Raw genomic sequence first — 23,761 nt, forward strand, 5'->3', positions numbered from 1 at the left:
CACTTAGGCTTTAAACTTACTCCGCCGCCTCGGCTTTCGGGGATTTCCGCTTGTCATCGCGGTCCAATAGCGGGCCGAGATAGCGTCCCGTCCAGCTTTCCTTGACCTTAGCGACGTCTTCCGGCGTACCGACCGCGACGATCTCTCCGCCGCCGTCACCGCCTTCTGGGCCGATGTCAATAATCCAGTCGGCGGTTTTGACCACGTCGAGATTGTGCTCGATGATAATCATCGTATTGCCGGTACCAACCAGCTCATTTAGCACGCCGAGTAGCTTGTTTACATCCTCAAAGTGCAAGCCTGTCGTTGGCTCGTCCAAAATATAAAGCGTGCGGCCTGTCGCGCGTTTGGACAGCTCTTTTGCGAGCTTCACGCGTTGTGCCTCACCGCCTGAGAGCGTCGTCGCTTGCTGCCCGACCTTCAAATATCCAAGTCCGACGCGTTGCAGCGTCACTAGCTTGTCCCGAATCGTCGGCACCGCTTTGAAAAACTCTGCGCCTTCATCGACATCCATGTTGAGGACATCAGCGATAGATTTGCCTTTGAATTTGATCTCGAGCGTCTCACGGTTATAGCGCGCCCCGTCGCACACATCACAGGTCACATAGACATCGGGGAGGAAGTGCATTTCAATCTTGATAACGCCGCCGCCCTGACAGGCTTCGCAGCGTCCGCCTTTGACATTGAAGGAGAAACGCCCCGGTTTATAGCCGCGAGTTTTGGCTTCGGGCAGCCCGGCAAACCAATCCCGAATAGGAGTAAAGGCCCCCGTATAAGTGGCTGGGTTAGACCTCGGCGTCCGCCCAATCGGCGATTGATCAATATCGATCACCTTGTCCAAATGCTCTAAACCGTCAATGGATTTGTGGGGCATTGGCTGGACAGAGGATTTGTTCAGGCGCTTCGCGACGGCCTTATAAAGTGTCTCAATCGTGAGAGTTGATTTCCCGCCGCCGGATACGCCTGTCACACAAGTCATCAGTCCGAGGGGGAAGTCGGCATCCACATTTTTCAAATTATTGCCCGTCGCGCCTTTGACCGATAGTTTTTTGTCTTTATTTGGTTTGCGGCGTTTTGTCGGAATTTCGATTTCCTTTTTTCCCGTCAGATATTTGCCCGTCAGGGAATCCTTAGATTTCTTGATTTGTGTAGGCGTGCCAGCGGCAACAACTTCACCGCCGTGAATGCCGGCCAGGGGACCCATATCGACAACATAATCAGCGGTCAGGATGGCCTCTTCGTCATGTTCGACAACAATGACTGTATTGCCCAGATCCCGAAGATTCTGGAGCGTTTCCAAAAGCCGTGAATTATCACGCTGATGCAAACCGATAGACGGTTCGTCCAAGACATAAAGAACCCCCGTCAGGCCGGAACCGATCTGGCTGGCAAGGCGAATACGCTGGCTTTCTCCGCCTGAGAGCGAGCCGGAGCCGCGCCCGAGCGAGAGATAATCCAACCCGACAGCATTCAGAAACTCCAGCCGATCGCGAATTTCTTTCAATATGCGCTCTGCAATTTCCATGTCTTTGTCGGAGAGTTCAGTGCCAAGTTTCTTGAAACGCGTATAAGCGTCCTGAATGGACATATCGCCGGGTTCGGAAATGTCCATTCCGGCAACTTTCACGCAAAGGGATTCAGGTCGCAGGCGTTTGCCGCCGCAGGCGTCGCACTGCGAATCCGACATATATTTGCCGAGATCATCGCGCACCCAGGTCGATTCCGTTTCGCGGTAACGACGTTGCAGGTTTGGAATGACTCCTTCAAAAGGCTTGGTGGTTTTATATGATCGCTTGCCGTCCTTATAATGAAAATCGACTTTTGTGCCTTTGGTCCCGAACAGAACAACCTCTTTCGCTTTAGCCGAGAGCTTCTCAAACGGCGTATCGACCTTGAAATCATAATGTTTGGCGAGTGCTTTCAAAGTTTGCATGTAAAGCCCGTCCGGCTTTTTCGACCATGGCAAGATGGCCCCGCCCGCGAGCGACCTCCGCTCATCCGGCACCACTAATCCGGCATCAAATTTGAGCTCTTTGCCCAGACCGTCACAAGTCGGGCAGGCGCCGAAAGGGTTGTTAAAGGAGAAAAGTCGTGGCTCAATTTCGGAAATGGTAAATCCGGAGACAGGACAGGCGAATTTTTCGGAAAAGAGAATACGTTTTTCCGGATCATCGGCATATTCCGCCGCTGCCAGTCCGTCGGCAATACGCAAACTCGCCTCTAAACTGTCGGCGAGGCGGGTCTCAAGCCCTTCGCGAACGACGACACGGTCAACCACAATATCGATATTATGTTTATATTTCTTATCAAGCGCTTCGGCGTCTTCAATTCGGACTATCTCACCGTTGATTTTTGCCCGTTGATAGCCTTGCTTCATAAACTCGGCGAGGTCTTTCCGAAACTCCCCTTTACGTCCGCGTACAAAGGGCGCCATGATGTAGAGCTTGGTGCCCTCAGGCAGGGCCATGATAATATCAACCATTTGCGAGACAGTCTGGCTCTCAATCGGCAGACCTGTCGCGGGTGAGTAGGGGACGCCCACCCGCGCCCAGAGAAGGCGCATATAATCATAAATTTCCGTGACCGTTCCGACTGTTGAACGGGGGTTCTTTGACGTTGTTTTCTGTTCAATTGATATGGCGGGAGACAAACCTTCGATAGAGTCGACATCAGGCTTGCCCTGTAACTCCAGGAACTGACGCGCATAGGCCGACAGGCTTTCTACATAGCGTCGCTGTCCTTCGGCATAGATCGTATCAAAGGCGAGCGAAGACTTTCCGGACCCTGAAAGCCCCGTAATGACGATCAGCTTGTCGCGCGGCAAATCCACATTGACGCTTTTTAGATTATGCTCGCGGGCTCCGCGAACCTGAATGGATTTTAGCATGGCCATGAAGTCGTCCAATTATCGGAAGAGTTAACAGGTTTTCTACGCCTCATTGTGGACTTAGGTTGCCCATCCCTTCAATACAAGTCAGGTGCCGGGCGCTCTTGCAGAGTCGCGCCCAAGGCCTTAGAACATAAATAGAACAAAAACGTCAAGAGGTGAAACATGGCAGGCTCAGTCAATAAAGTGATCCTAATCGGGAATGTCGGCAAAGACCCCGAAATCAGAACATTCGGCAATGGCGGTAAAGTCGCCAATTTTTCCATTGCGACATCAGAGCAGTGGAAAGACAAGCAAGGTCAACGTCAGGAAAAAACCGAATGGCACAATATTGCCGTGTTCAGTGACGGTCTTGTCGGCGTGATAGAGCGCTATGTCAAAAAGGGCTCCAAGCTTTACATCGAAGGCAAGCTACAGACCCGTAAATGGCAGGACCGCGACGGCAACGACAAATATACGACCGAAGTTGTCTTGCAGGGCTTTAACGGCACGCTCACAATGCTTGACAGCGCAAACAGCTCCGGCGGAGGCGGCGGACGCTCATCCGGCGGCGGCTACAATCAAGACAGCGGCGGCTATGGCAATATGAACCAAGGCGGCGGCTCTCGCTCCGCCTCTGCCATGGAAGGGCCAAAGGAAAACTTCGACCTGGACGACGAAATTCCGTTTTAGTTTAATCCAGAAGCCCCGCCGTCATTGGCCTAAGATTGGAAAACTTTACACCGATATCTGCTTCGATTGGAGGCGTCCTTATTGGACTATCAGCCGTACTCCTTATGGGGAGTGCGGGCCGCATTGCAGGCATTAGCGGAATCCTTGGCGGTCTCTTTTCATCTACAAAGGCCGATAGGGGCTGGCGAATTGCGTTCTTGGCAGGACTTGTCCTTGGCCCTTTTCTTGCCGCTTTGTGGAAAGCTGAATTTCTTAGTGTAAATTTTCCAGTGACAGGGCCTTTACTCGTCATTGCTGGCGTCTTGGTGGGGCTAGGAACACAAATAGGGGGCGGGTGTACCAGTGGTCATGGCGTTTGCGGTAATGCGCGGCTATCGATGCGATCCGTCATTGCGACGCTTACATTTATGACAACAGGTGTTGTGACTGTTTTCATCCTTCGCCACGTTGTGGGGGCCTAAAATGAAACTACGGCTCGCAACTTTTTTCGCCGGGTTACTGTTCGGCTTAGGATTGACCGTTTCTCAAATGGTCAATCCAGAGAAAGTCATCGCATTCCTGGACATTTTTGGTGATTGGGATCCTAGCCTGGCCTTGGTCATGGGCGGAGCGCTAGTCGTTACCCTGATCGGATATAGGTTTGTCCTTAAATCGGCGAAGCCTTTATTTGAAACAAAATTCTGTCTGCCGGAAAAACGTGACATCGACAAACGCCTGATTATTGGGTCAGGATTGTTCGGGGTGGGGTGGGGGCTTTCGGGGCTTTGCCCAGGTCCAGCATTGGCGAATTTTAGTTTCGGAGGAAACAACGCGATTATTTTCACCACTTCAATGGTCGCCACAATCGCAGTATTTCGAATATTTAAAAGAACATAGCTTAAAACTGACAGTAAGGACTTGAACGGAATTTCTAAGCCCCGTCCCCTTAATGACTCATTTGTCATTTAATCTTTTGTCCACCTGCCTTTTTTCTGCCACACTTTGAAGGGTAGTTATATTGTAACGTCAAAAAGGTATAACGTGGTTTCAGAAAAGGGGAAAAGCATGTGGTCGGCGGTCTCCGTTGACCCGCGCCATTATCAGATTGGCGTCCTTGCTTCTCTGATATTGTTCGGCTTGTTTCATTTCGGCTTTGACCTTGCCTGGTGGCATGTGGCGGGGTGTGTGGGTTCAACCCTCGTCACCCAGGCTTTTGCTGACCGTATTGTCGGGCGGCGTTTTGACCCGCGGAGTCCGCTCATTTCGGCCCTCTCTCTAACCCTTCTCTTACGGACTGGCTCGCTCACACTTTCTATTGCCGCGGGCGTATTAGCGGTTTCTTCGAAATATATTTTGCGGTGGAAGGGCAAACATATTTTCAACCCGGCTAATTTTGGGTTGGTTGTTCTTTCGCTTCTTTTCACCTCCGCCTGGATATCCCCCGGCCAATGGGGAGCAGCGCCTCTATTTGCTCTACTCCTGCTTGGCCTCGGCGGCATGGTGACGGGGAAAGCCAAAAGATGGGATATAAGCCTTGCCCTTTTAGGCAGTTACGGCCTTCTCATCTGTGGCCGCGCGCTATGGCTCGGCGATCCTTTGGCTATTCCGGTCCATCAAATGCAGAGCGGCGCTCTATTGATATTCGCCTTTTTTATGATTTCTGACCCTAAAACCACACCGGATGCGAGAGCAGGGCGTCTTGTTTACGCGGCAATAGTCGCAGCCGTCGGCTTCACTATACAATTTGGACTTTACAATGCCGCCGGGATTATTTTGGCGCTCATCCTCACGGCTCCGCTCGTCCCGTTAATTGATAAGATTTTCAAGGCAGAACGCTACTCGTGGCCGAAACTCATTCGGGTGATGTCTAGCAAAGAACCCGGAAAGCCGAACGATAATGAGTTAACGCAAAGATTGTCTAAAACGTCTCGACCTTCTGTATCGCCGCCCCTTGGGCTTGCGCGAAATAACAAGTAATATTTTAAAATTCACAAAGGAGCCTACCATGAAACACATTCTTACCGCTTCCGCCGCGCTGGGCCTTTTCGCTCTCGCGCCTTCGGCCCAAGCGTTTTGCGGCTTCTATGTCGCCAAGGCCGACACGGATTTGTTCAATTCGAGCTCCAAAGTGGCGCTTGTCCGGGACGGCAACCGCACAGTGATTACCATGGCCAATGATTATCAAGGCGACCCAACCGAATTTGCAATGGTTATTCCTGTCCCGACTGTCATCACCAAAGAACAGGTGCACATCTCGGACCCGGCTCTGCTGGAGCATTTGGATGCCTACACATCCCCGCGTCTCGTTGAATATTTTGATGACAACCCCTGTGAGCGCCGCCTTTATAGCGCGGAAGCGATGCAAGATGGTGATACGATTATATTAACGGCAACACGCAAAACCGAAGATGCAAAAGCGTTAGGCGTCACCATCGAAGAGCAATTTTCAGTCGGTGAATATGACATCCTCATCCTCTCTGCGACTGAGAGCGACGGCCTTCAGACCTGGCTCTCCCAAAACGGCTATAAAGTGCCGGAAGGGGCCGAGAAAACACTCGGGAGTTATATCAAACAGGACATGAAGTTCTTCGTCGCCAAAGTGAACTTAGAGGAGAAAGCCAAGCAGGGCGGTGAAATGCTCCGCCCCATCGCCGTCGCTTATGAAAGCCCGAAATTCATGCTTCCTATTCGTCTCGGCACAGTCAACGCCAATGGCGATCAGGATTTATTTGTCTATGCCCTGACCCGAGACGGCAAAGTCGAGACTACGAATTATCGCACCGTCAAAATTCCGTCGGAGAAGGAACTTCCGATTTTCATCAAAGATGATTTCGGCGATTTCTATAAGGATATGTATTCCACCGCGACAGAGCGGGAAGGGGGCCACGGCGTATTCATGGAATATGCTTGGGACATGAATTGGTGCGACCCTTGCGCCGCTGAACCGCTAAGCCGGGATGAGTTACAAGAGCTTGGCGTATTTTGGATGAATGAAGAGAATAATAAACCCGGCATTATGCCTCGTCGGCCCGCACCGAGCTTAGCGCAGGATGTTTTCGTCACGCGTTTACACGTGCGTTATGACGCCGAGAGCTTTCCGGAAGATCTAAAGTTCAAGACCACGGGCGACAGAAACAATTTTCAGGGCCGGTATATTCTCCGCCATGCCTATGAAGGCGAAATGGAATGTGAAGCCGCGACTGAGTACAAGCAAAGCGTAAATGACCGCAAAGATGAAGAGGTCAAAACGCTTGCGAATCTGACCGGGTGGTCAACGGGAGAAATTCGCACTCGTATCGAAGAAAGCGGCGAAGGCGGCTACTTTGAAGTGTCAGAACCGGCACCTGATGTGGAATGGTGGAAAAAAATATGGCCCGGTGAATAGTCACCGAGCCATATCAGAATTCAACTATGAATGATGTTTAGGATTTAATGACGGCGCACCCTACGCGCGCACCTGCAGCACCGCTTGGCTGACTGGTATAATCATCTGCTTTCTGATGAATCATCAAGGCAGCTCCGTCGGCGTCAAGCAGGGCGGGCAGGTCACTATTATCACTGCGAATTGAAACCCGCTCATTGGTAACTGTGAAGACGCCTTCGCCGTTTATCCCAACGTCTATATTTTCCATGTCCCCAGCATGAGGCCCCCCTGCGACGTCAAAGCCATGCTCTTTGTCCGTTGGGTTGAAGTGTCCACCTGCAGATGTGAAATCCGGACCTTCGCATTTACCTGTTTGATGGAAATGCAAAGCATGTGTCCCTTGCTCCAGACCGCTGACATCAACTTTAACTTCCGTTCCGCCCATTCCGAGAGAGGTGAGGGTAACGGTGCCGATAGTTTCGCCATCTGGGTTCATGATATCTTTTTTCATGACTTCGCCGCGTGTTGCTTCCATTGTCTCAGACATTCCACTGTCATCCATCGCTGTATCGTCCATTGCGTCGTCTGACATAGTTTCGTTTTCCATAGACATTTCAGAATCAGGCATTGCAGATTCAGTTTGGCTCTCGTCAGCGCCAGGGAGATCCGAGTCTGCACCAGAACATGCCGCGAGCGACGCAATTAAGGCAGTTGATAAAAGTGTTTTAGTAAGGGTCATGTGAAGCTCCTAAGATTGGATTCGTATGTACTACGACTATCTATAGGAATGCGTTCCATCGCAATGAAAATCAAAACAGATTAAATTTAAAACTCTGAGATAAACGGTCCTAATTATTTGCCGTCAGCTACCCTGACTGCTATCAAAATAAGGACAAAATCCGCACGATTCGAGCGGCTTGATTACTACGGGGAGATCAGAGTTTGAGCGACGAGAACGACATGCCTGAGACCCCGGAAGATAAGCCTGAAAACGAGGGCCCTCCGCCCTTGCCCGAAGGGGTTAGTCTAATCAGTATCGAAGAGGAGATGAAAAGCTCCTATCTTGATTACGCGATGAGTGTGATCGTCTCCCGCGCCATTCCTGATGTGCGCGATGGGTTAAAGCCGGTTCACCGCCGCATTCTCTATTCTATGCACGAAAACGGGTTTACCCGGGAGAAACCCTATAAAAAGTCGGCTCGCGTTGTCGGTGATGTCATCGGTAAGTATCATCCACATGGCGATAGCGCGGTGTACGACTCCCTTGTGCGAATGGCGCAGGACTTTTCCATGCGTCTGCCATTGCTCGACGGGCAAGGGAACTTTGGCTCCATTGACGGCGATCCGCCCGCCGCTATGCGATATACCGAAGTCAGGATGGATAAGCCTGCCGCGTCGCTTCTCGCGGATATCGAAAAGAATACTGTCAATTTTCAGGACAATTACGACGCGTCAGAGTCAGAACCTGTCGTTCTGCCGGCCCGGTTCCCAAATTTGCTCGTCAATGGGGCAGGCGGCATTGCCGTGGGTATGGCGACGAATATTGCGCCGCATAATTTGGGCGAAGTCATCGACGGCACTCTGGCTTTGATGGAAGACGGCAATCTGTCTGATGTGGATTTGCTCGACATCATTCCTGGGCCGGACTTTCCCACTGGCGCTTTAATCATGGGCCGTAGTGGCGCCAAACAGGGCGTTCTAACTGGGCGCGGCTCTGTCACAGTGCGGGCCAAAACAGAATTTGAAGAAATTCGCAAAGATCGCATGGCAATTATTGTCACTGAAATCCCTTTTCAGGTCAACAAAGCCAATATGATCAAGAAGATAGCGGCGCTTGTTAATGAGAAACGCATTGAAGGCATTTCCGCCGTCCGCGACGAATCCGACCGCGTGGGTATGCGTGTTGTTATCGAATTAAAGCGCGACGCCGTGCCGGACGTAGTGCTCAATCAGCTCTTCCGTTTCTCGCAACTGCAGCAAAATTTCAGCTCCAACATGCTTGCGCTGAATGGCGGCAAGCCGGAGCAGATGAATGTCCGGCAAATGCTGGAAGCCTTTCTGGGCTTCCGTGAGGAAGTTATTGCCCGCCGGACGAAATTTGACCTCGCCAAAGCCCGCGACCGCGCGCACATTTTGGTCGGTCTCGCGACCGCCGTCGCCAATATTGACGAGATCATCAAGATCATCCGAAGCTCTGCGAACCCGAAAGAGGCACGCGAGAACTTGCTGTCGCGGACCTGGGACGCGCAAGGCATGGGCGCTCTGATCAAGCTCATTGCCGATCCGCGTTCAAGACTGCTGGAGGACGGCACAATCCAGCTAACAGAAGAACAGGCCAAAGCCATCCTCGATCTACGCCTCGTAAAGCTCACCGCGCTGGGGATGGACGAGATTACGGACGAAGCCGAGAAGCTCGCCGCGCTTATCACGGATCTTCTGGAAATTCTCCGAAGCCGTGAACGCGTTCAGACGATCATTCGCGACGAACTCATTGAAGTTAAAGAGAAATATGCAACGCCGCGCCGCTCTGAATTCATGGAAGGCGAGCTTGATTTCGATGATGAAGACCTCATCGCGGTTGAGGATATGGTCGTCACAGTGACGTCTGGCGGCTATGTTAAACGCACAGCGCTTGATACCTACCGCGCGCAGCGCCGCGGCGGGAGAGGGCGCTCCGGCATGTCCATGAAGGACGAAGACGTCGTCACCACTGTTTTCGTCGCCAATACGCATACGCCTGTGCTGTTCTTTTCCTCGACCGGTATGGCTTATAAGCTGAAAGTCTGGAAACTGCCTTTGGGCGGGCCTGCGACACGCGGCAAAGCCTTAGTAAATCTTCTGCCTCTCGAACCCGGTGAAACCATCAACTCGATCATGGCCATGCCTGAAAATGAGGATGAATGGGCGGATATGGACATCATGTTTGCGTCGCGGTCCGGCGGCGTTCGTAGAAACTCCCTCTCTGACTTCACCCGCGTCAATCGCAACGGCAAAATTGCCATGAAACCGGATGAAGGCGACGGCATCGTTGATGTCCGCTTCTGTAATGAGGAAGACGACGTTCTTCTGACGACGGCCCTCGGTAAGTCCATTCGCTTCCGCGTCACCGATGTTCGCCGATTTGTCGGCCGCACCTCTTCCGGTGTGCGCGGCATTCGACTGGCAGACGGGGACGAAGTCATCTCCATGGCTGTACTACGCCATGTCGACATCGAAACCGACGAAGCCAGGGCCTATATGAAGCATGCAAACGCCATGCGCCGCGCCCTGTCGGACGGAGAAGGCGAAGACGAGGCTGATGATACAGTTGATGACGTCGAAATTGAAACCTCACTCGACGAAGAACGTCTTGGGTATTTGCAAGCCAGTGAACAATTCTTGCTCACTCTGGCTGATGATGGCCTTGGGAAACGCAGCTCCTCTTATGACTATCGCTGCATGAACCGAGGAGGGCAGGGCGTGACGGCTCAAAATCTGGACCGTAAAAAAGGTGACCCAGACGCGAAACTCGTTCGATCCTTCACAATTGACGAAGATGATCAGGTCATGATCGTGACAGACGGCGGACTTTTAATCCGCTGTCCCGTCCAGAATATCAGGATTGTCTCGCGAAGCTCCCGCGGCGTCACGGTTATTAAAACCCGTGAGGGCGAAAGAGTAGTGTCTGTCGAACGTGTCCTCGAAAGCGAAGATGAGTCCGAAGCGGGTGACGCATCCACCGAAACCTAGTTCAAGCTTGACCCATATTCTTGATAAAGAGGTTTGGTCTTAAACCTTTTTTATAAATCTTACGGCTATGCCCTCCCTCAGGGAGGCGCTCATGCAACGTATTGATGCGACAGATTCAAAGACGATCAGGTATAAGTTTCGGAAGAAACGCTTTGAAAAAGTTGAAAACCTTATCAGAGAGGCCCTGAAGGTCTCTGACCCAGTGACAGTTATCGATATCGGCGGTCGCCGCGATTATTGGGATTACCTGTCCGAAGACCTTCGCGAACATGTCATTATTACGACCGTCAATTTCGAAGATGAGCTTGAGGATTATTCTCAGAAAAGTTCTGACTTGAAAATTGTCCAAGTCGTCGGGGACGGATGTGATCTGTCCCAGTTTTCTGACAATCAGTTCGATATTTCCCATTCTAACAGTGTCATTGAACATGTGGGATCTTTTGCAAATATGGCCAAGTTTTCGTCTGAATCGCGGCGCGTGGCGAAACGATATTATATGCAAACGCCAAATCTCTGGTTTCCGCTGGAACCGCATTTTGGCGTACCTTTTCTGCATTGGCTCCCGGCGCCGACCCGCATCCGCCTCATCAACAAATACGCGGTTGGCTATAGCGAGAAAGTTGAGCCCATAGAGGAGGCGATTGACGAGATTGATCATCTCTCGCTTATCAATGCCAACTTAGTCAAAACCTTCTTTCCAGACGGCGAGATACACCGAGAAAGATTCGCGCTTATGACGAAGTCTCTCATCACTATTGGGCCTGAATAGAATTTTAAACGTTGCTTTTTCCTCCTTCGTTGAGGGGGAAAAATTATTAGTTTTCCCAAACGCCCAACTCACGTCATTACCCGGCTCGACCGGGTAATCCATGCGGCATCCGTTCAAATTGCTCTGATTTGCAAGTGTATCTTTCGTTCACAGCCTAAATGAAACGAAAAATCTCATAAGGCGGGAATTTCACCGAATGGATTCCCCGATCAAGTCGGGGAATGACGAGTGGAGACGTTGTCAATAAAAACCATCCGCATTTATCATCGTAAAACCCTCAACTCTTTCAATCCCTTACAAAATAATCCAGAGACGCATCCTTACTTTGCTTTTCCGGCCTATAGTCAACCTCGTTGATTTGAACGACGGACTTAAAGGCCCCGCTTTCGAATTGACTGAAAAATGTACCGATTGCGTGGGCAGGTTAAGTGCACGTTGACTGACTGGCAATCGGAGGATGTTTGTCGTTGGGGGATCAAGGGTAACGCCTTGAGAACCGGGCGGCCTGACGAGCGCCATGGGCTCCACGACTGAGACCCTTGGCCGTCAGCGGAGAAAGACATCACTGCGGGTCTTACGCCTTACACCCGTAAGCGTGAGGTCGTAAAAACCAATTTCATTACACGTTCCCCGTTCGATACTCACAGCCCGCAGACAGCCCACTTTCTCCAAACAGACTGAAATAAAAACAAAGAGATACACTCAAGAGGAAAAGATGAAAACAAAAGAGCCTAATCCCCGGCGTAATCGAATGGTAAGTTCGCTTAATCCGAAATTCTCTTCCTTGGTCATCCCGGCTCTCGCGCCGGGATCCTTTCCGAGGTGTGATAGGAGCTAACATTGAAATAAATCGGTAATATTAGCGCTAAAGGAAAACGGGAATGATCCCGGATCATGTCCGGGATGGCAAAAGGTATAAACTCCCGCTCTCGCCTCTAACCGTTGGGCAGGAGAGGGGGCAAGTTAAAGAGGTTCGAAATGGTCAGAAAACGTCAGATCAGCCGGAAAAGCTATCGCCAGAAACAAACCGTCCTGGCAAGCCTTACATTGGAGGAGAGAATAAGGGATTTACGAGCCAAGAGGCGTGAGACCCAACCTGACAAATTAAGTGCGAATGAACATGCCCTTATGCGTGAATTAAAATCATTGAAGCGGCGGGTCAAATATGACGAACTTGAATTAGAGTTGATGAATCTTGAACGCAAGATTGTCGGGTTAAAGCCTCTGGACAGAATTCCGCCTGATACGCCGGAAATGCGGGAGATCATGAAAATGGAACGGGAGATGATGTGACGATAATTTGGTATGAACCGGTTGTTTTCCTGTGGGCCGCATCTTATCGAGGCTATGACGCGCAAATAATCTGAAAAAACGCTCTAAAATACACGTTTCTTTAATACAACATAATGCAGATTATGTTGTATTAAACAGGCCCCTGAGGCCGTGACAGCGTGAGTGTGTGTTATGCCCCCTTCAAAACAGGATATAAAGACTGGACAGGATATGACGCCGCCGTCCTTTGTGGTTCGCAATGGCACGAAAATGACCGCGGCTTATGCCGAGTTCTTTTCGCTCAATATCAACCAACACACTAATCACGCCTACGCCAACGGATTGCGTCTATTTTTTGAGCATTGCGAAAGCCTAGGCATTACGGACGTCCTTGATATCGAGCCTATCCATGTGCAGCATTTCAACATCGCGCAGATTGAAAAAGGCTATGAGAAATCAAGCTTACGGCAATACCTTTCAGCCGTGCGCATGTTTTTAGATTCTTGCGTTGTCAGAGGCGTCTTGTCCGTAAATCCGGCCAAAGCCGTGAAACTCCCGCGTACCACGTCGGGGACAGGCAAGACGCCGGTTATCGTCTCAACACAGGTCCGCCAGATACTCGACAGCATTCCACGCCGCTCTCAGAAAGATCTGCGTGACCGCGCTTTGATAGGCCTAATGGTTTATTCCTTCTTTCGTATCTCAGCAGCTTTGGCGCTCAAAGTGCGCGATTATGAGCTCCGCGGCGACCAGAGGTGGCTTGTGGGCGAAGAAAAAGGCTCTAAACGACATGAAATGCCTGTTCACCCGGATTTAGAAGAAATGATGGATGAATATTTGCAGACCACAGGCTTAATGAATCAGCCTAACGAATTGATTTTTCAGTCTTCTACGGCGCGTGGAGGCTATCTGACAGGCAAGCCCTTTGACCGCAATTCCTCTTGGCGCATGGTGCGGAAACGTGCTCTCGCCGCCGGGATACACCGCGATATTGGCAATCATAGCTTTCGCGCAACGGGCATTACGACTTACCTCAATAATGGCGGTAGTTTGGAAGACGCGCGCATCATGGCAAATCACTCCAATTCCACGACCACTAAGCTTTACGATCGCACCAAAGATGTGGCTAAGGTGACCGAAATTCAGAGGCTGAAATTTTAGGACTAAAGTTTTAACTCGTTTCCGCGCCCTGAACCGCCTATAGGAACCCTATGAACACGCCGACAGAGATCGCAGAATTTGCCCGCAATATAGTGCGTCAGGAACGCGACGCCTTGTCTTCCCTGCTGGAGTCCATCGACACGAACACCATATCTCAAGCCGTTGAAATTATTATGAAGTCTGAGGGCTATCTGATTGTCGCAGGAGTGGGTAAATCAGGACATGTTGGCCAAAAGCTCGCTGCAAGTTTTGCCTCGACAGGAACGCCTGCTTTTTTCATGCACCCCACAGAAGCCAGTCACGGCGACCTAGGTATGATTGCCAAGGGCTCTACCCTCCTCGCCCTGTCAAATTCTGGTGAAAGCCGCGAATTAGTAGACGTTCTTGATTACGCCAAGAAAGAGAAAGTCAAAGTGATCGCTTTGACGTCACGGCCAAACTCTACCTTAGCAAAGGCCGCCACTGTCACCCTATTGCTTCCTCAAGTCGCCGAGGCTTGCCCCAACGGTTTAGCGCCAACGACATCGACGACAAACACTCTGGCTATGGGAGATGCCTTAGTCGTTTCCGTTATGCAAAAGCGCGGCTTTACGACGGAAGATTTTGGGCGTCGCCATCCGGGCGGTAAACTTGGCCTACGCTTGCAGAAGGTCTCGGATTGGATGGATCGCACCAAAGCCGGCAACCCATTGATAGATCAAAATGCGGATATGACCGAGACGGTCTTGGCCATCACCGAAGGCGGATTGGGGTGTGTCGGAATAACGGATGAAAACGGGGGGTTAATCGGGATTGTAACGGATGGTGATTTGCGCCGGGCCATGGGGCCAAATTTGTTTGAAATGAGCGCGACGGACATCATGACCCCCGGCCCATTCACCGTTTCAAAAGAGCAGAGGATGGGAACGGTCGTGGATGAGTTTACCGCCCGCCGTATCGGCAATGCGTTTGTCGTTCAAGATGGAAAACCTCTCGCCTTAGTTGATCTTAAATCTCTTTTGGCGGCCGGTTATGTCTAGCGCAATTATAGTTCCGGCCCGATACGCTTCGACGCGTTTCCCCGGCAAACCCTTGGCCATTCTGGGCGGCCAGACAATGGTCGAACGTACTTACCGGAATGCTCAGAAAGCAGCGGAAGAATTAGACAATTGTGTGGCTCTAGTTGCAACGGATGACGGACGAATTGCGACCCATTGTAGCGAAGCCGGAATGCAATACGTCATGACCGATCCGGAGCTGCCCTCCGGGAGTGACCGGGCCTTGGCGGCCGTGGAAAGCTATGAGAAGTCGTCCGAACAATCGATTGATATGATTGTGAATTTACAGGGGGACGCGCCCTTTACGCCGCCCGGACACGTCATCGCCGTTTTAGACCTTTTAAAAAAGGAGCCCGGTTTTGATGTCGCTACGCCTTATATCCAACTCACATGGGACGCGTTTGATCAGATGAGGCTCGACAAGGTAGACACGCCGTTTAGTGGCACCAGCGTTGTTTCGGATGAAAACGGCAAAGCGCTCTGGTTTTCCAAAAACATTCTTCCGGCTATTCGTAAAGAAGAGTCCTTGAGAAAGACCGCTCCCTTATCACCCGTTTGCCGCCATATCGGGTTATATGCCTATCGCAAGTCAGCCTTAGAAAAGTTCGTCTCATTGCCGCAAGGACATTGGGAGCAATTAGAAGGGCTTGAGCAATTACGCTGCCTTGAGAACGGATTGTCAATTGGCTGCGTCAAGGTCGAGCCCTCAGAAGTTGCGATATCAGGTATCGATACGCCTGAAGACCTCCGCCGGGCCGAAGCTATTTTGGCGCATTTATGACTAAGACGCTCTACATCGTCCGACACGGGAATACCTTTGATAAGGGCGACGAAATATTGCGTGTCGGCGGCCGAACAGATTTACCTCTTTCGCAAAGTGGACAAGCACAAGCCGAAGCCTTAGCCGAGGCCTTCAAAAACGTGCCTTTGGACGCCTGTTTCAGCTCCCCTTTGAAACGCACCATGCGAACGGCAGAGGCTATTTGCCAAGACCATAACTTGAAAATTCGAAATGCCGAATTCTTGCGGGAGATTGACTACGGCCCCGACGAAGGAAAACCCGAACAAGAGGTTATCGCGCGAATAGGCGAACAGGCTCTGCAGGATTGGGAAGTTGACACCGTCGTTCCGAATGGCTGGAACATAGACCCAAAATATTACCGTACCCATTGGGCAAAATTCATTGCATCGCTAGAAAGCCCAAACACCGTGGTTGTCACAAGCAACGGTGTCGCCCGTTTCCTGCTGGACGCATTGTCTTTGACCGTAGAAACCAGAAAAATGAAAACCGGAGGCGTGTCAAAATTGAATGAGGTAAACGGAAATTGGACCCTACAATATTGGGGCGTCAGGCCGCCTTTTGATCCGCCATTAGAGGCAGAATAATTTCCATCCCGTCATAGGCCGGAACCGCCATAGGCGGTAATTCGGCCTTCAAAGTCTCGTAATCCATATCGATATGCAGGTTTGTCAGAATGCCTTGTCTGGCTCGAACTCGCGCCAACCAGGACAAAGATTTGTCTGTATTGGCATGTGTTGGATGTGCATTATAACGGAGGCTATCAACGATGAATGTATCAATATCGGCTAAAGCCTCAATCGCCTCTTCCGGCACGTCCCAGACATCCGGGGCGTAGCCAAGTTTGTCGTCAAAGATGAATCCGAGCGAGCTAGTCGGCCCGTGGCTAACTTCGAAAACATCGAGCGTCAGTGTGCCGCCCGGTCCGTCTATTTCAACCTTGTCTCCGCTTTTCATCAGCGGCTGAAGCACTAGAATTGGAGGGTGTACTCGCCCGTCAGGCATTTCAAAGCAATACTCAAACCGGGTATGAACATGGTCTTTGGTATTTTGATCCATATAGGTCGGAATTTGTGTCCGCATCCGATAAGCAACGGCTCGTAAGTCATCAATACCGTGGCTTTGATCCGCATGTTCATGAGTGAAGACCACAGCGTCGAGTCGTTTGATATTAGCCGCTAGGAATTGCTCTCGAAGATCGGGACTCGTATCAACTACGATAGCCGTACGGTTTTCCGGCACAGGCATGTCCTCACCGTCCCAATATTCGACATAGAGCGAGGAACGGGAGCGTTTATTTTTTTGATTGGATGGGTCGCAAAACCCCCAATCACCGCCCACACGCGGAACCCCGCCTGAGGATCCGCAGCCAAGAATAACAGCTCTCAACCCCATAGCTCTGCCCTGTCTGCTTTTTGAAAGAGATTGAAGAAGGCGTCGGTTGTCCGTTTTGCTGTGTCCTCGAATGACCATCCTTTGACGTCGGCAAGGCCTTGGCAAACTTCTTTTACATAAGCGGGTTCATTTCGGCGTCCCCTATACGGAACAGGCGCTAGGTAAGGGCAGTCCGTTTCAATCATGATGCGGTCTTCTGGCATGACGTCGATAATGGCGCGCACGTCATGGGCATTCTTGAATGTCACAATTCCTGACACCGAAAAATAGCATCCCATTGCGTCCGCATCTTTCGCCAGCTCCGGTCCGGACGTATAGCAGTGCATCAAGGCAGGAAATGCTCCTTTTGCCATTTCACGATCAAGAGTCTTCATCATCAATTTGTCGGCTTCACGCGTATGAATTATTAGCGGGATTTGTAGCTCTCGCGCAGCGTCAATGTGAGCCTGAAAATTGAAAACTTGCTCCGCTTCGGAGCTGTAGCCATAGTGAAAGTCGTAACCTGTCTCGCCAATGCCGATGACTTTGGGGTGCTTAGCCATTTTGACCAGCTCTTCCGCCGTAATTTCAGGATTGTCTTTGGCGTCATGAGGATGCGTTCCGACACTAGCCCAGATCCCGTCCGAACGCTTGGCAACATCTAGTGTGGCTTCAAAGTCTTTGATATTACAGCAAATGTTGAGAAGCCCGCTCACGCCTGCTTCTTTCGCCCTGACTATAACCTCTGGCAGATCATCGGCGAATTTCTCCCCGTGCAAATTGACATGACTATCAATCAACATCAGGCGGCTCTCACGGCGCTTAAAGTGTTGAGCATGGTACCGGTTTTATCTGTATTGATTGCTGCCTCGACAGATTTCTGATCTCGAACAAGAGACCATGCGGAAATCCACTTATCCGAACTTTTGGTCAAATTCGGCGGTTCAAATGCCCCCTCCCACACACCTGTTTGCGAGTACATCGCGCAGTGCTGGATAGAATCTTCCAAAACATCCCAAAACAATGCTCTTGAGACCGCCGAGTTCTGCGGCGCTAGAGATTTCGCTATCGACATATCGATGCTGTCTTGCCCGCCAGCCAGAGACGCAAGAAACCGTTTCAAAGGCATCAGAACTTCTTTGGCGTTTTGCGCCAAGGCGACCGCTTTGCCCGGGCCGCCGCGGCTTAATACGGCGCAGGCTTGAATAAGGTCAGGAGAGGCGTCCCCCTGCTTTTTCAACCAGTTCTTGATGTCACCTCTCGGAACGGGTTTAAGAGCAACACTCAAACATCTAGATCGGATGGTAGGTAGAAGGCGACCCGGTGACGACGACAGGAGGATCATGACAGTCCGTTTGGGTGGTTCTTCGAGCATTTTCAGCAGGGCATTTTCGGCATTGCTGTTCAAATCATCTGCTGTGTCAATAATGACAACTCGCCGTTCTTTATCTTCGGCCGCTGTTCCTTGTAGAAAGCCTCCGATAGACCGAATGGCATCGACTGGTATGTCTTGCTTGAACTTCTTGGTTTTCTTATCCCAAGGCCTATTCACGACGAAAAGATTGCCATGGCCTCGGGCTTGAACACGTTGTGCCACAGGGTCAGAAGATGGAATATTGAGACTACCCTCCATCAACGACTCGCCGCCCAAGAGCGACCTTGCCATACGATAGGCAATTGTGGCCTTCCCGACGCCTGGCGGCCCGGTTATCAACCAAGCGTGATGGAGACGCCCAGAGTCTTTTGCTTCGATGAACTTCCGTTCTGCATCCGCGTGACCAAGCAAATCATATGTTTCGCGAGGGTGTAAACATCCTGGCGCGCGATCCGACTCTGGCAGGTCTTCAGTTTCGAAGCCCTTCGCCACCTAAGACTCCGCGCCGCCCAATTTGCCGGCGAGTTGGGGGTATCGTGTCGTGAGGGCGTGAATGATACGGTTATGAATATTATCCCGACTTCCGCCTGCATCTAACGTAAAGACCCGCTCGGCGTTGTCATTGGCAATATCTAAGAACGCTTCCCGCAGAGTATTGTGGAAATCAATTCCCTCTCGGTCAAAACGAGACATTTCTTCACCGCGAGTTTCAACACGCTTTTGCGCCATGATCGGATCAATATCGAAGAGGATTGTCATGTCGGGCTGAAAGTTACCCATAACTGCAGCGTGAACAGCCTTTACGCGGTCAGGGCCCAGTCCTCGAGCGTATCCCTGATAAGCAAGGCTAGAGTCTGCAAATCGATCACTAACTACCCAGACGCCCCGCTCCAGAGCAGGCTTAATAAGTTTTTCAATATGATCCAAACGCGCTGCATACATCAACAGGAGCTCAGTCATCCCTGACCACCGCTCTTCTGTCCCGGAGAGCACCAAATCCCGAATAGCTTCAGCGCCAAAAGTTCCGCCTGGCTCACGAGTCATGAGCGTTTCGACGCCCGCGCTTTGTAAGGCATCACAGAGACGTTTGGCTTGGGTCGTTTTCCCCGCGCCTTCACCGCCTTCAAATGTTATAAACTGACCTCGTTCCATGATTTAGCCCCTGATAGTTTTCAACAGAGAGGCCCAAGCTTTCCCGACCCCGGACAGTTCATCGATATCTTCAGCGGCTATGGCTGTAACAGTTTTGAGTTCTGTATCGCCGTCATAAATTACGATTTCGCCGAGTTCATCGCCCGCTTTAATGGGGGCAACCGCTGTTTTAGCATGGAGCTCAGACCGAAGACCTGGGCGGTTGATCCGAGCCAGGCCAATTTTAACAGGCTCCGCAGTCGTTACGCCAACTTTAGACGCCTTACCCATATAGACGTCGACTTCGGCAATACGGTCGGCGGGTTTGAAAACATCATAAATTTTAAACTGAGTGAATGCGGCCGTCATCAGTGTAATCGCTGTGTTGCGGCGCTCTGCCATACTATCAGTGCCGTTTAACACTACGATGCGGCGTTCTCCGTCACGTTCTGCGGAGCCGACGAGGCCGTAGCCGGAAATTTCAGTGTGACCTGTTTTCAATCCGTCTGCACCCGTGAACCGCCCCAAAAGGGGATTTCTGTTGCCTTGCTTTATTCCGTTCCAAGTGAAGTCTCGAATATCATAGAGTTTGTAATATTCAGGGAATTCCCGAATTGTATATTCGGCCAGTTTTGCCAGATCTAACGCACTGATTTCATGGCCCGGGTCTGGCCATCCCGTTGAATTCACAAAGTTAGCGCTATTCATTCCGAGCTCATGCGCGCGAGAGGTCATGCGTGCGGCAAACGCGCTTTCCGAGCCGGCCAAGCCTTCGGCGAGCACGATACACGCATCGTTCCCCGATTGAGTAATAACACCGTGTAAAAGGTCCTCGACCCGCACCATAGAATGAAGCTTCAGAAACATAGTGGAAGAGCCGGATTTTGCGCCGCCACGACGCCAAGCCTCTTCGCTAACAGGGAATTCAGAATCCATCGTAATGTCGCCGGCCTTTAAGGCCTCGAACACCATAAGGGCTGTCATAATTTTCGTCATGGAAGCCGGGGGCATTGGTTTTTCAGCGTCTTTTTTAAATAGGACTTCCTGGCTATTAAAATCGTAAATTACGGCATGAGGGGCGTCGGTTTGAAACCCAGTTGCCCCAGCTTGCGCAAGCGCAGCCGTAGGAATTAACAGACCAGTGAGAAGGAGCGAGGAAAAGAAACGCATAAAGACCAAATATCCCGATTAATCATAGGGGAGAGAATCAAAAAAAGGCGCCCAAAAGAGCACCTTAGTTTATTCTCACAGCTTTAGGGCAACCGCAAGGCCGCGCTGCGGTCCAAGTGAGGTGTTTAGTCTTTTGTTTGATAAGTCCTGCGGTTTACGGCCGGAATAAATTGAGCTTCGCTATTCTCACTCTTTGCCATCCGGATCGGACCTTTAATCGTTAGCGTCACTTGTCCGTCAGATTCAGGCACGCTGGCATTTGGAGCAGGAATCGGAGCAGACGGCGCAATAGGTGAATTATAATCTTGCGCATCACGAGAGCGATCTATCTCGAAATAGTCGCGTTCTTGATATTCTTTCGGTGCTATTGGCGTAGCGTCTTTGGGGTTTGAAAATGGCATCGCCTTTGGGGTCGGAGCCTCGACTGTCAAAGAGGGAGCCTCGAATACGGGAGGTAGCGATTGAGCGCTCTGGTGAGCGGCGTTCGGATCCGCAGGACCCACATAACGAACTCTAACTCGCGCCGTTCCGTTTTGAGTGTATCCCAAAATTTTCGCCGAAGCTTCGGACAAGTCGATAATCCGACCCGAAACAAAGGGACCGCGGTCATTTATTCGGACGGTAAGCGTCCGGCCATTGGCCAAGTTCTCAACGTGAACCATTGAATTCATTGGCAATGTTTTATGGGCTGCGGTCAGGTCGTTCTTATTGAATATCTCTCCGCTTGCAGTAGGGCGGCCATGATATCTGGCGCCATACCAAGAGGCTAAACCAGACTTGTCATATTTAGGTTCGTGCTTTGGCACATAAGTTGAACCCGCCATCTTATAAGGCTGCCCAACTTTTTGATGCGAATAGAGATCTTCATCTACATCGCTCGGATTAAATTTTGGTCCTCTTGGAGATATTGCCTGAGGCAAGTAAGGGGACGGTGCACTTTGCAATGTGGACGGACGACGATGTTGAATACTATTTGGCGCAGACGGCATTTCCAGAGACGCATATTTGGTGACGCCCTGTTCCATTTTATACGTAATAGGCGCAGCTTCCGAGACTTTGACAACATTGGTCGAAGCGCACGCACTTAAAGTTATCATCATCAAGGCGGAAATGCTCATCTTTAAAAGTCTCTTCTGTCTTACCGTTTTCATTCTCTTACCCACTTTCACTGTGATGGCCAAAACACATGGATAACCATGATGACCGGTCCTATATGGCTAAAAATAGTTTGGGCTTTTCGCCTCTCTGACTATTCTCATTGACCCTATATTTAGACAAACAGCTTTAAGTCGGGGTTAGAGATTACCGTGAATACCTTGTCAAAATTCTAGGTGAGGATTTGGTTAACCCCCTCACCCTCACCTTGCGATTCACTGCACCCTTACAGAAACAAATAGAATACGCTTCTTACATTTCAGTCACTCAGCCTTCACATAGCGAAAACGCTGGGAGTACCGGCTAACGTAATATCAGCCAGCCCCATGTAGATGAGAACGATTTTAATAGGGGCCCAAAAACCAAAGCGCGGATTTATCTATTAAGATTAAAGGTAAGGGCTTAAAAGCGTAGAATTTTTAAAACCGATAAACGCGGATCGATTTTCTTTTACCTTTTCGCACCTTTCCTTTGACAAATGGGTTGAACGGCGTTTCAAAATTGACTAAGCGCTGCGCACGCTCAATTTACACCCGTGGGCGGGTGGCAGAGTGGTTGAATGCACCGGTCTTGAAAACCGGCATAGGTGCAAGCCTATCGGGGGTTCGAATCCCTCCCCGCCCGCCACTTCTCCCTAAAAATCACCTCTGATCTGATATTTCGGGCTTGCGTCGCTTTTGTAAGTCTGTATTAACACGATAACACAGTGAGGCAGCATGCAGACTCTTGAAAAAACATTAGCAGAATTAGATTCGGAGAAATCCGTGGCCGCGTTCCTGACAGATCTTTGTACTCCTGCAGAGCGTCGGGCTTTGACAGAGCGCTGGGCCGTCGCGCAGCTCTTAGATCGAGATGAGCTGTCATATCGCGAAATCCACGCCAAGTCGGGTGTGAGTACAACGACGATAGGCCGGGTAGCACGCTTCCTCAGAGACGAACCACACGGCGGATACCGCTTCGCCCTCGAACAAGTGACAAATAATAAGTTGAAAGAAAAGACATGACCGACCGTCTAAGGATTGCCCTTCAGAAAAAAGGGCGCTTAGCTGACGACAGCTTTGAACTACTGAAAAAATGCGGCTTGCGTTTTGCTATCCGGGGCGGCGGATTGCTTGCACGCGTTAAGAACATGCCAATTGATCTCTTACTTGTCCGAGATGATGACATTCCTAGTTTTGTGGCCAATGATGCCGCCGATATCGGAATTGTAGGCGAGAATGTTTTAGTTGAGGAACAACTTGTCAGCCGTGAAGGATTGGACGCTGAAATCACGATGCGCCTCGGCTTCTCTCGCTGCAAACTGTCTCTCGCCGCGCCCAATGACGGGGATATTAATAACACGGAACAGTTAAACGGAACTCGTATCGCCACGACCTATCCCGGTGTGCTCGGGAATTTCCTCAAAGAACGTGGCATTTCTGCTAAATCGGTCGAAATGAAAGGCGCGGTCGAATTGGCCCCATCTATTGGAATTGCAGAGAGCATTTGTGACTTAGTGTCCTCGGGCGCCACGCTCGAAGCCAATGGCCTCAGCGCGTTCGAAACGATATTGGAGAGCGAAGCTGTCTTGATCCAATCCGGTCGTAAACTGTCGGCGGATAAACAGGCGCTTCTGAACAAATTAATGAGCCGCATAGACGGCGTCATCAAATCGTCCGAGACGAAATATATTATGCTCAACGCGCCCAAGGACAAGGTCGCTGCGATTACGGAACTGCTTCCGGGATCCGACTCGCCTACTATTATTCCTCTCGCAGGAAAAGATAAGCTTGTGGCGCTTCAAGCTGTCTGTACGGAAAACATTTTCTGGGAAACACTTGAAGATCTGAAAGCCCTTGGCGCACGAGCGATCCTTGTTCTGCCCATTGAAAAGATGATGAGCTAATC

Annotated in this window: 22 protein-coding genes and 1 tRNA gene; 15 read left to right on the forward strand and 8 right to left on the reverse strand. The window is 50.7% G+C overall.

What is annotated here, in order from left to right:
* Positions 1-16 precede the first annotated feature (16 nt).
* Complete coding sequence (uvrA, locus tag ACNA05_RS08885) at positions 17-2,893, reverse strand: excinuclease ABC subunit UvrA (RefSeq protein WP_415811106.1); 2,877 nt, start codon at positions 2,891-2,893, stop codon at positions 17-19.
* 159 nt (positions 2,894-3,052) lie between these two features.
* On the opposite strand from uvrA, the gene ssb reads away from it, so the two are divergent.
* The 5 genes from ssb (at position 3,053) to ACNA05_RS08910 (ending at position 6,923) form a co-directional block, all read left to right on the forward strand.
* Entirely contained in the window at positions 3,053-3,559 is a 507-nt protein-coding gene (gene ssb, locus ACNA05_RS08890) for a single-stranded DNA-binding protein (RefSeq protein WP_415811107.1), read from the forward strand.
* Positions 3,560-3,594: 35 nt separating this feature from the next.
* Positions 3,595-4,020, forward strand: a complete 426-nt coding sequence (locus tag ACNA05_RS08895) for a YeeE/YedE family protein (RefSeq protein WP_415811108.1) — start codon at positions 3,595-3,597, stop codon at positions 4,018-4,020.
* A 1-nt stretch (position 4,021) separates the two neighbouring features.
* Entirely contained in the window at positions 4,022-4,435 is a 414-nt protein-coding gene (locus ACNA05_RS08900) for a DUF6691 family protein (RefSeq protein ID WP_415811109.1), read from the forward strand.
* Positions 4,436-4,603: 168 nt separating this feature from the next.
* On the forward strand, positions 4,604-5,515 hold the full coding sequence (locus tag ACNA05_RS08905) for an RnfABCDGE type electron transport complex subunit D (RefSeq protein ID WP_415811110.1): 912 nt from the start codon (positions 4,604-4,606) through the stop codon (positions 5,513-5,515).
* A 28-nt stretch (positions 5,516-5,543) separates the two neighbouring features.
* Positions 5,544-6,923, forward strand: coding sequence for a DUF2330 domain-containing protein (locus ACNA05_RS08910; RefSeq protein ID WP_415811111.1), 1,380 nt, complete (start codon positions 5,544-5,546; stop codon positions 6,921-6,923).
* Between the two features lie 37 nt (positions 6,924-6,960).
* On the opposite strand, the gene ACNA05_RS08915 is transcribed toward ACNA05_RS08910, so the two are convergent.
* Positions 6,961-7,641, reverse strand: coding sequence for a superoxide dismutase family protein (locus ACNA05_RS08915; protein WP_415811112.1), 681 nt, complete (start codon positions 7,639-7,641; stop codon positions 6,961-6,963).
* Positions 7,642-7,862: 221 nt separating this feature from the next.
* Here ACNA05_RS08915 and gyrA point away from each other — a divergent pair, with 221 nt between their 5' ends.
* From gyrA to ACNA05_RS08950, 7 genes are all read left to right on the forward strand, one after another.
* Positions 7,863-10,631, forward strand: coding sequence for a DNA gyrase subunit A (gene gyrA / locus ACNA05_RS08920; RefSeq protein WP_415811113.1), 2,769 nt, complete (start codon positions 7,863-7,865; stop codon positions 10,629-10,631).
* A 91-nt stretch (positions 10,632-10,722) separates the two neighbouring features.
* Entirely contained in the window at positions 10,723-11,400 is a 678-nt protein-coding gene (locus tag ACNA05_RS08925; protein WP_415811114.1) for a methyltransferase domain-containing protein, read from the forward strand.
* Between the two features lie 978 nt (positions 11,401-12,378).
* Positions 12,379-12,693, forward strand: coding sequence for a hypothetical protein (locus ACNA05_RS08930; protein WP_415811115.1), 315 nt, complete (start codon positions 12,379-12,381; stop codon positions 12,691-12,693).
* A gap of 210 nt (positions 12,694-12,903) precedes the next feature.
* Entirely contained in the window at positions 12,904-13,833 is a 930-nt protein-coding gene (locus ACNA05_RS08935) for a tyrosine-type recombinase/integrase (RefSeq protein WP_415811116.1), read from the forward strand.
* Between the two features lie 50 nt (positions 13,834-13,883).
* Positions 13,884-14,852 (forward strand): KpsF/GutQ family sugar-phosphate isomerase, encoded by a 969-nt coding sequence (locus tag ACNA05_RS08940; protein WP_415811117.1) that lies wholly within the window; start codon positions 13,884-13,886, stop codon positions 14,850-14,852.
* Positions 14,845-15,651 (forward strand): 3-deoxy-manno-octulosonate cytidylyltransferase, encoded by an 807-nt coding sequence (locus tag ACNA05_RS08945; RefSeq protein WP_415811118.1) that lies wholly within the window; start codon positions 14,845-14,847, stop codon positions 15,649-15,651. The genes ACNA05_RS08940 and ACNA05_RS08945 overlap by 8 nt, the downstream gene beginning before the upstream one ends.
* Positions 15,648-16,256 (forward strand): histidine phosphatase family protein, encoded by a 609-nt coding sequence (locus ACNA05_RS08950; RefSeq protein WP_415811119.1) that lies wholly within the window; start codon positions 15,648-15,650, stop codon positions 16,254-16,256. Before ACNA05_RS08945 ends, ACNA05_RS08950 begins: the two co-directional genes overlap by 4 nt.
* On the opposite strand, the gene ACNA05_RS08955 is transcribed toward ACNA05_RS08950, so the two are convergent.
* The 6 genes from ACNA05_RS08955 to ACNA05_RS08980 form a co-directional block, all read right to left on the reverse strand.
* Positions 16,219-17,064: an MBL fold metallo-hydrolase gene (locus ACNA05_RS08955; RefSeq protein WP_415811120.1), complete on the reverse strand. Its 846-nt coding sequence runs from the start codon at positions 17,062-17,064 to the stop codon at positions 16,219-16,221. The two genes, ACNA05_RS08950 and ACNA05_RS08955, sit on opposite strands and share 38 nt — an antisense overlap.
* Complete coding sequence (locus ACNA05_RS08960) at positions 17,055-17,846, reverse strand: TatD family hydrolase (RefSeq protein ID WP_415811121.1); 792 nt, start codon at positions 17,844-17,846, stop codon at positions 17,055-17,057. Before ACNA05_RS08960 ends, ACNA05_RS08955 begins: the two co-directional genes overlap by 10 nt.
* Entirely contained in the window at positions 17,846-18,910 is a 1,065-nt protein-coding gene (locus tag ACNA05_RS08965) for a DNA polymerase III subunit delta' (RefSeq protein ID WP_415811122.1), read from the reverse strand. The genes ACNA05_RS08960 and ACNA05_RS08965 overlap by 1 nt, the downstream gene beginning before the upstream one ends.
* The gene (gene tmk, locus ACNA05_RS08970) at positions 18,911-19,570 is read right to left on the reverse strand and encodes a dTMP kinase (protein WP_415811123.1); all 660 of its coding nucleotides are present in this window, start codon (positions 19,568-19,570) and stop codon (positions 18,911-18,913) included.
* Between the two features lie 3 nt (positions 19,571-19,573).
* Positions 19,574-20,719 (reverse strand): D-alanyl-D-alanine carboxypeptidase family protein, encoded by a 1,146-nt coding sequence (locus ACNA05_RS08975; RefSeq protein ID WP_415811124.1) that lies wholly within the window; start codon positions 20,717-20,719, stop codon positions 19,574-19,576.
* Positions 20,720-20,844: 125 nt separating this feature from the next.
* Positions 20,845-21,837: a septal ring lytic transglycosylase RlpA family protein gene (locus ACNA05_RS08980; RefSeq protein WP_415811125.1), complete on the reverse strand. Its 993-nt coding sequence runs from the start codon at positions 21,835-21,837 to the stop codon at positions 20,845-20,847.
* Between the two features lie 574 nt (positions 21,838-22,411).
* On the opposite strand from ACNA05_RS08980, the gene ACNA05_RS08985 reads away from it, so the two are divergent.
* The 3 genes from ACNA05_RS08985 (at position 22,412) to hisG (ending at position 23,759) form a co-directional block, all read left to right on the forward strand.
* Positions 22,412-22,501: transfer RNA gene (locus ACNA05_RS08985), tRNA-Ser, on the forward strand.
* An 89-nt stretch (positions 22,502-22,590) separates the two neighbouring features.
* Entirely contained in the window at positions 22,591-22,878 is a 288-nt protein-coding gene (locus ACNA05_RS08990) for a YerC/YecD family TrpR-related protein (RefSeq protein ID WP_415811126.1), read from the forward strand.
* Entirely contained in the window at positions 22,875-23,759 is an 885-nt protein-coding gene (gene hisG, locus ACNA05_RS08995) for an ATP phosphoribosyltransferase (protein ID WP_415811128.1), read from the forward strand. Before ACNA05_RS08990 ends, hisG begins: the two co-directional genes overlap by 4 nt.
* The last annotated feature ends 2 nt before the right edge of the window (positions 23,760-23,761 follow it).

The organism is Litorimonas haliclonae, from assembly GCF_965138505.1.
GTDB lineage: Bacteria > Pseudomonadota > Alphaproteobacteria > Caulobacterales > Maricaulaceae > Litorimonas > Litorimonas haliclonae.

Bases quoted from the DNA above. Each gene is read 5' to 3' on its own strand.
- gyrA (WP_415811113.1), top strand. From the start codon at position 7,863: ATGCCTGAGACCCCGGAAGATAAGCCTGAAAACGAGGGCCCTCCGCCC.
- ACNA05_RS08910 (WP_415811111.1), top strand. From the start codon at position 5,544: ATGAAACACATTCTTACCGCTTCCGCCGCGCTGGGCCTTTTCGCTCTC.
- hisG (WP_415811128.1), top strand. From the start codon at position 22,875: ATGACCGACCGTCTAAGGATTGCCCTTCAGAAAAAAGGGCGCTTAGCT.
- ACNA05_RS08935 (WP_415811116.1), top strand. From the start codon at position 12,904: ATGACGCCGCCGTCCTTTGTGGTTCGCAATGGCACGAAAATGACCGCG.
- ACNA05_RS08950 (WP_415811119.1), top strand. From the start codon at position 15,648: ATGACTAAGACGCTCTACATCGTCCGACACGGGAATACCTTTGATAAG.
- ACNA05_RS08975 (WP_415811124.1), bottom strand. From the start codon at position 20,719: ATGCGTTTCTTTTCCTCGCTCCTTCTCACTGGTCTGTTAATTCCTACG.
- ACNA05_RS08955 (WP_415811120.1), bottom strand. From the start codon at position 17,064: ATGGGGTTGAGAGCTGTTATTCTTGGCTGCGGATCCTCAGGCGGGGTT.
- tmk (WP_415811123.1), bottom strand. From the start codon at position 19,570: ATGGAACGAGGTCAGTTTATAACATTTGAAGGCGGTGAAGGCGCGGGG.
- ACNA05_RS08990 (WP_415811126.1), top strand. From the start codon at position 22,591: ATGCAGACTCTTGAAAAAACATTAGCAGAATTAGATTCGGAGAAATCC.
- uvrA (WP_415811106.1), bottom strand. From the start codon at position 2,893: ATGGCCATGCTAAAATCCATTCAGGTTCGCGGAGCCCGCGAGCATAAT.
- ACNA05_RS08900 (WP_415811109.1), top strand. From the start codon at position 4,022: ATGAAACTACGGCTCGCAACTTTTTTCGCCGGGTTACTGTTCGGCTTA.
- ACNA05_RS08905 (WP_415811110.1), top strand. From the start codon at position 4,604: ATGTGGTCGGCGGTCTCCGTTGACCCGCGCCATTATCAGATTGGCGTC.
- ACNA05_RS08915 (WP_415811112.1), bottom strand. From the start codon at position 7,641: ATGACCCTTACTAAAACACTTTTATCAACTGCCTTAATTGCGTCGCTC.
- ACNA05_RS08945 (WP_415811118.1), top strand. From the start codon at position 14,845: ATGTCTAGCGCAATTATAGTTCCGGCCCGATACGCTTCGACGCGTTTC.
- ACNA05_RS08930 (WP_415811115.1), top strand. From the start codon at position 12,379: ATGGTCAGAAAACGTCAGATCAGCCGGAAAAGCTATCGCCAGAAACAA.
- ACNA05_RS08980 (WP_415811125.1), bottom strand. From the start codon at position 21,837: ATGAGCATTTCCGCCTTGATGATGATAACTTTAAGTGCGTGCGCTTCG.
- ACNA05_RS08960 (WP_415811121.1), bottom strand. From the start codon at position 17,846: ATGTTGATTGATAGTCATGTCAATTTGCACGGGGAGAAATTCGCCGAT.
- ACNA05_RS08940 (WP_415811117.1), top strand. From the start codon at position 13,884: ATGAACACGCCGACAGAGATCGCAGAATTTGCCCGCAATATAGTGCGT.
- ssb (WP_415811107.1), top strand. From the start codon at position 3,053: ATGGCAGGCTCAGTCAATAAAGTGATCCTAATCGGGAATGTCGGCAAA.
- ACNA05_RS08925 (WP_415811114.1), top strand. From the start codon at position 10,723: ATGCAACGTATTGATGCGACAGATTCAAAGACGATCAGGTATAAGTTT.